This window comes from Ramlibacter sp. (assembly GCF_035706265.1).
GTDB lineage: Bacteria > Pseudomonadota > Gammaproteobacteria > Burkholderiales > Burkholderiaceae_C > Ramlibacter.
The window spans coordinates 1-6358 of the sequence record NZ_DASSVG010000420.1 but is presented as its reverse complement, the minus strand read 5'-3'; the positions used below and the strand labels follow the sequence as shown (position 1 = coordinate 6358).

Below are 6358 nucleotides of genomic sequence, written 5' to 3'. Positions count from 1 at the left end.
AAGCGGTGGCGGCGCTGGACGCCGCGCTGGCGCATCACAACGCGCAGCTGCCCCGCTTGCAGGAGTTCATCCTGCCCGCCGGCAACCGCGCCGCCGCGCAGGCGCACGTCTGCCGCACCGTGGCCCGCCGCGCGGAGCGCGCGCTGGTGGCCCTGGGCGCGCAGGAGAGCGTGCGCGACGCCCCACGGCAGTACCTGAATCGCCTGTCGGACCTGATGTTCGTGCTGGCGCGCGTATTCAACCGCATGAATGGCGGCGACGACGTGTACTGGAAGAGCGAGCGCTTGAAGCGCTCGGAGGCTGGCTCCTCGTAGGCTGGTGCTGGAGCGAAGCGAAAGCCCAGCGATGGCGCGAAGCGCCGGGGTTTTTCTTGGCCGCCGCAAGCGCTGGGCTTCGGGCTGTCGCCGCTCAGCGCCAGCCTGCGAATACCGCGAATACCGCGCGGCCTCGCGGCTGCTCACCGCGGCGCCAACACCGACAACGTCAACCGCGACACGCAGGTCAGCTCGCCCGCGTCGTTGCGCATCTCGATCTGCCACACCATGGTGCTGCGCCCGACGTGCACGGGCTTGGCAACCCCTGTCACCCACCCCGATGACGCGGCGCGGATGTGGTTCGCATTGATGTCCAGCCCGACCACCCGGTGCCCGGGCGGCGCGCAATGCGCCGCCGCAGTCGAGCCCAGCGTCTCCGCCAGCACCACGCTCACGCCGCCGTGCAGGATGCCGTACGGCTGCACCGTGCGCGCGTCCACCGGCACCCGCCCCTTCACGTAATCGTCGCCGACCTCCAGGAACTCGATCCCCAGGTGCCGGGGCGCGGTGTTTTCGTGGATGTGCGTGAGTTCCTCGACGGAGATGGGGCGGGTCCAGATCGGCATGGGGCGCGATGTTAGCGCGGGCGCTGCGCCGTCGTGGTCTCCACGTTGGGCGCGTCGGCCACCGACACGCCGGTGGAGGTGTTGCGATTGAGCAGGGCGTAGATCAGGATCGCGCCGAAGGTGGCGGTGCCGATGCCGCCCAGCGCGAAGCCGCCGAACTTCACCGTGAAGTCGCCGGTGCCCAGCACCAGCGTGATGGCCGCCACGATCAGGTTCTTGTTCTGCGAGAAGTCGACCCGGTTGTCGACCCAGATCTTGGCGCCGGCCACCGCGATCAGGCCGAACACCACGATGCTCACGCCGCCCATCACCGGCAGCGGGATGGCCTGGATCACGGCGCCGAACTTGGGCGAGAAGCCGAGCACCACCGCGATCAGCGCCGCGAAGAAGAACACCGCCGTCGAATAGATCTTGGTGGCCGCCATCACGCCGATGTTCTCGGCATAGGTGGTGACGCCGGTGCCGCCCGCGAAGCCGCTCACCACGGTGGCCACGCCGTCGCCGAGGAAGGCGCGGCCCATGTACTGGTCCAGGTTGCGGCCGGTCATGGCCGTCACCGCCTTGATGTGGCCGAGGTTCTCGGCCACCAGGATGATCGCCACCGGCGCGATCAGCAGCATCGCGGGCCCGCTGAACACCGGCGCCGAAAAGCCCGGCGCGCCGAACCAGGCGGCGCTGGCGACGCCGGAGAAGTCGATCGGCTTGCCCAGCCCGAGGCCGTTGGTGAGGATGGCGTAGATCACGCTGGCGATCACCAGCCCCACCAGGATCAGAAGCCGCTGCACCATGCCGCGCGTGAGCACGGCCACCAGGCCGACGCAGACGAAGGTCACGGCCTGCATCCAGCTGTCGAAGTTGTTGGCCGCCATGTTCTTGATCGGGATGCCGGCCAGGTTGAGGCCGATCACCGCCACCACGGCGCCCGTCACCACCGGCGGCATCAGGCGCTCGATCCAGCCGGTGCCGATGGCGTGCACGATGGCCCCGATGATCGCGTAGACCACGCCGCAGGCGATGATGCCGCCCAGCGCCACGCCGATGTTGGTGTTGGGGCCCTTGCCGGCATACGCGCTGGCCGCGATCACGACGCCGATGAAGGCGAAGCTGGAGCCGAGATAGCTGGGCACCTTGCCGCCCGTGATCACGAAGAACAGCAGCGTGCCGATGCCGCTCATGAGGATGGCGATGTTGGGATCGAAGCCCATGAGGATGGGCGCCAGCACCGTCGCGCCGAACATCGCGATCACGTGCTGCACGCCCATGGCCGCGGTCTGCGGCCAGGGCAGGCGCTCGTCGGGGGCGATCACGCCCCCTTGCTGCAGCACTGCTGCAGGCTTCTCCGTCCAGTCGAACAGGCCCATCTGTCGTTCTCCTTCCTTGGTGCCAAACCGGCCGATGCTAGGAGCAATGCCGGGGGCACGCAAGAAAGGAGGCGACGGCGGTCAGCCAGCTGCAAACAGCACGACGCGCGCGATCACGCTCGCGTCGTGCAGCAGCTTGCGGTGGCCCAGTCCTTCGGTGGCGACGAGCCGCGCACCGGCGATGGCGCGCACGAACGCCTCGCCGTCGGCGAAGCCGTTGATGCGGTCGCCGCGGTCGTGCACGACGAGAGTCGGCGCCGCGATGCGCGGCCCGACGGCACGGGGCTCGAACTGGTGCATCAGCACGCCTTCGCGCTGCTCGATGTGCTGCTGCAGGCCGGCGCGCACGGGCTCGCGCAGCCCGAACACCTGGGCGAAGTAGCGCGTGTAGGCGCGCGGCGAGGCGGGCGGGGCGAGCAGCACCAGGCGCTCGATGGGCAGCCCGCGGCTGGCGGCGTAGGCGGCGGCGTTGGCACCCAGCGAGTGGCCGGCCAGCAGGCGCACCGGGCGGCCCTGGGCCTGCAGGCGCTGCACGACGTACTCGATGGCGCGCGCGAACTGCGGCAGGTTGCTGCGGCTGCCCGCGCTGCGGCCGTGCGCCGGCAGCTCCAGCACGACGGGGCGCCAGCCGTGCTCGGCCAGCGCTTCGGCCAGCGGCAGCAGCTGCCGCGCGTGGCCGGCCCAGCCGTGCACGAGCAGGGCGACCGGTGCGTCCTCCGACGCAGATGCCGGCGTGTAGAGCGTGAGGCCGGCGCGCTCGAACGGCCACGGCTCGATGCGCCAGCCCTCGGGCCACGCGCCGCGGTGCAGCCACTTGGGCGGCAGCGGCGTGGTGAACAGGCGCGCGGCGGCGCGCACCGCCAGCTGCGGCCACAGCGCCTGCGAGCCGCGCAGGCCGAGCCGGAACAGCCGGATGCCGAGGGTCTCGCCGTAGAAGCCGGCGGGGAGGCCGGCGGCGCCGGAGGGGGTGTCGGAGGCCATGGGGATCCTTTCTGCGCACGGTCGTGCGAAATGAAGGCGGAGGATGCCGTCAGGTGGGAAGGGTGGAACTCAGCTCTGGTAGGTGTGCAGCAGGCGCGCCCAGGTGGCCTGGGCGCGGTCGGCGGCGCGCGGGTCGCGCAGGAAGCGGATGTCGTGCAGCAGGCCCATGACGAGGCTGGACATCTCGGCGGCCAGCTGCTCGGGATCGGTGTCGGCCTTCAGGTGCCCGCATTCGATCGCCTGCAGCACCGTGCGGCGCAGCGCGGCGCGCCAGCGGTTCACCTCGCCGAGCAGGTGCTCGCGCAAGGGTCCGTCGCGGTCGTCGAGCTCGAACGCCCCGGCGGTGAAGACGCAGCCGGTGTGCGCCTCCACGTCGCGGGTGCGCTGGATCCAGCGGCGCATGATCTCGTTCAGCCGTGGCAGGCCCTTGGGCTGCTGCATGGCGGGCACGAACACGTCGGCGATGAAGCGGCGGCCGAACTCGTCCACCACTGCCTTCTGCAGCGCCTCGCGCGAGCCGACGCGCGAGAACACGCCGCTCTTGGACAGGCCGATGCGGTCGGCCACCGCCTGCAGCGTGATCGACTCCAGGCCCTCGGCCGCCGCGAGGTCCAGCGCTGCGCCGACGATGGCGGCGCGGGTGAGTTCGCTTTTGGAGGTCCTGGCGTCCATGGGTGCGCAGATTAGCACGCCCGTGCGAAATTGCAAGCGGCGGGATCCTCGGCTGGGGCACCGGCTGCCGCACGCCCGTACAAACCCTGAGTGGCGCTGGTCCGGAACGGCCTCGGGCGGCGCTACGCTCGTCCCATGTCCGCTCCCTACGTTCCCCAGATCCGCCGCTACCAGGACTGGCTGCGCGCCACGCGCGGCCTCGAGTTCCCCGACTTCCAGGCCCTGTGGGAGTGGTCGGTGCGCGACCTCGACGCGTTCTGGCAGAGCATCTGGGAGTACCTCAAGCTCGAATCGCCGACGCCCCACCGCGCCGTGCTGGCCGAGGAGAAGATGCCGGGTGCGCGCTGGTTCGAGGGCGCGCAGGTGAACTACGCGCGGCAGGTGCTGCGGCACGTCGATGCCGCGCATGCGGCGGGCGTGCCGGCGCTGATCGCGCGCAACGAGAAGGGCCAGCACCGCGAGCTCTCCTGGCCCGAGCTGCGGCGCCAGGTCGCTTCCGTGGCGCTGCACCTGAAGGCCCAGGGCCTGCAGCCCGGCGACCGCGTCGCGGCCTACCTGCCGAACATCCCGGAGGCGATGGTCGCCTTCCTCGCCGTCGTGAGCCTGGGGGGCGTCTGGAGCATCTGCGCGCCCGACATGGGCACGAATGCGGTGCTCGATCGCTTCAAGCAGATCGACCCCAAGATGCTGATCGCGTGCGACGGCGTCACGTACGGCGGGCGCGACTACGACCGCACCGGCATCGTCGCGGAACTGAAGGCGGCCCTGCCCAGCGTGCAGCACGTGCTGGTGCACCGCAACCTCGGTCTCGATGGCGCAAAGCTGCCGCCGCACACCGACTTCGCGGAGGTGACGGGTGCCTCGGGCGCCGAGGTCGACGCATTCGAGCCGCTGTGGCTGCCTTTCGACCATCCGGTGTGGATCGTCTATTCGAGCGGCACCACCGGGCTGCCGAAGCCGATCGTGCACGGGCACGGCGGCATCCTGCTCGTGATGCAGATGATGTGCGTGCTGCACAACGACCTGGGCTGCAGCTACGAGGAGAACAGCCGCGGCGAGCGCTACCTCTGGTACAGCTCCACCGGCTGGGTGATGTGGAACGCGCAGATGGCGGGCCTGCTCAATGGCACCACCTGCTGCATCTACGACGGCAATCCGGCCGGCAGCAAGGACAAGCCGGACTGGGGCGTGCTGTGGCGCTTCGCCGCCGACCTGGGCGTGACCTTCTTCGGCGCCGGCGCGGCGTACTTCTCCAACTGCATGAAGGCGGGCCTCCAGCTCGCGCAGTGGCCGGGGCTGAAATCCGTGCGGGCGCTGGGCACCACCGGCTCGCCACTGGCGGAGGACGTGCAGCGCTGGGGCATCGAGCAGTTCCGCTCGCTCGGCGTGCCGGAGATCTGGTGGTGCAACATCTCGGGAGGCACCGACTTCGCCGGCGCCTTCATCGGCGGCAACCGCGAGCTGCCGCAGGTGCCGGGGCAGATGCAGTGCCGCATGCTCGGTTGCGCCGTCGAAGCGTGGAACGAGCAGGGGCAGCCGGTGATCGGCGAAGTGGGCGAGCTGGTGTGCACGCGGCCGATCCCCTCGATGCCGCTGTACTTCTGGAACGACCCGGGCAACCAGCGCTATCTCTCCAGCTACTTCGACACCTACCCCGGCGTCTGGCGCCATGGCGACTGGCTGAAGATCACGCCCGAGGGCGGCTGCATCATCTATGGCCGCAGCGACGCCACCATCAATCGCCATGGCCTGCGCATGGGCACGGCGGAAATCTACAGCGCCGTGGAGAGCATCCCCGAGGTGCTGGATTCGATGGTGGTGGACCTGGAGTACCTGGGCCGGGCGAGCTACATGCCGCTCTTCGTGGTGCTGCGCCCGGGCGTGACGCTCGACGAAGCGATGAAGGCGAAGATCGCCGGCGCGATCCGCACGGCCCTGAGCCCGCGCTTCGTGCCCGACGAGATCGTGCAGGTCGCCGAGATCCCGCGCACGCTCACCGGCAAGAAGCAGGAGCTGCCGATCAAGAAGCTGATGCTGGGCCAGCCGATCGAGAAGGTGGTGAACCGGGATGCGATGGCGAATCCGGGGAGCCTGGAGGCGTATGTGGCGTTCGCGCGTTCACGCGCCTCCTGACGCCGTCATCCCCGCGGAGGCGGGGATCCAGGGCGTCCCATGCCACGCGCTGCGCGCGTGCTCTGGGCCCCCGCCTGCGCGGGGGTGACATGCACTACGGAGATCACAGCAGCCCGCTCGCTTCGTCTTCCAGGCGCGAGAGGAATTCCCGCACCTTCGCGGGCACCAGCCTGCGCCCCGGCAGCAGCGCGTAGACCTTGAGCGGCTCGCAGCGCCATTGCGGCAGCAGCGGCACCAGTTCCCCGCGCGCGACCGCTTCGGCGCAGAAGGTCGCCGTGATCCGCGCGACGCCTAGGCCCGCGACCGCGGAGCGCAGCCGCACTTCCGCATT

Annotated in this window: 7 protein-coding genes; 2 read left to right on the top strand and 5 right to left on the bottom strand. The window is 70.4% G+C overall.

Going from position 1 to position 6358, the window contains the following annotated elements; genetic code table 11:
- The coding region (locus VFM98_RS14985; RefSeq protein WP_414709032.1) for an ATP:cob(I)alamin adenosyltransferase at positions 1 to 314 on the top strand (314 nt) is incomplete at its 5' end.
- Positions 315 to 457: 143 nt separating this feature from the next.
- On the opposite strand, the gene VFM98_RS14980 is transcribed toward VFM98_RS14985, so the two are convergent.
- The 4 genes from VFM98_RS14980 to VFM98_RS14965 all read right to left on the bottom strand — a co-directional run bounded on the left by VFM98_RS14980 (position 458) and on the right by VFM98_RS14965 (position 3894).
- A complete protein-coding gene (locus VFM98_RS14980) occupies positions 458 to 880 on the bottom strand; it encodes a hotdog fold thioesterase (RefSeq protein ID WP_325110711.1) in 423 nt (140 codons plus the stop codon).
- Positions 881 to 891: 11 nt separating this feature from the next.
- Positions 892 to 2241, bottom strand: coding sequence for a solute carrier family 23 protein (locus tag VFM98_RS14975; RefSeq protein ID WP_325110710.1), 1350 nt, complete (start codon positions 2239 to 2241; stop codon positions 892 to 894).
- 81 nt (positions 2242 to 2322) lie between these two features.
- Entirely contained in the window at positions 2323 to 3222 is a 900-nt protein-coding gene (locus tag VFM98_RS14970) for an alpha/beta fold hydrolase (RefSeq protein WP_325110709.1), read from the bottom strand.
- Between the two features lie 69 nt (positions 3223 to 3291).
- Positions 3292 to 3894, bottom strand: coding sequence for a helix-turn-helix domain-containing protein (locus VFM98_RS14965; protein ID WP_325110708.1), 603 nt, complete (start codon positions 3892 to 3894; stop codon positions 3292 to 3294).
- A gap of 135 nt (positions 3895 to 4029) precedes the next feature.
- On the opposite strand from VFM98_RS14965, the gene VFM98_RS14960 reads away from it, so the two are divergent.
- Entirely contained in the window at positions 4030 to 6027 is a 1998-nt protein-coding gene (locus VFM98_RS14960) for an acetoacetate--CoA ligase (RefSeq protein WP_325110707.1), read from the top strand.
- Between the two features lie 103 nt (positions 6028 to 6130).
- Here the strand turns inward: VFM98_RS14960 and VFM98_RS14955 are convergent.
- A partial coding sequence (locus tag VFM98_RS14955; RefSeq protein WP_325110706.1) for a LysR substrate-binding domain-containing protein occupies positions 6131 to 6358 on the bottom strand: 228 nt, incomplete at its 5' end.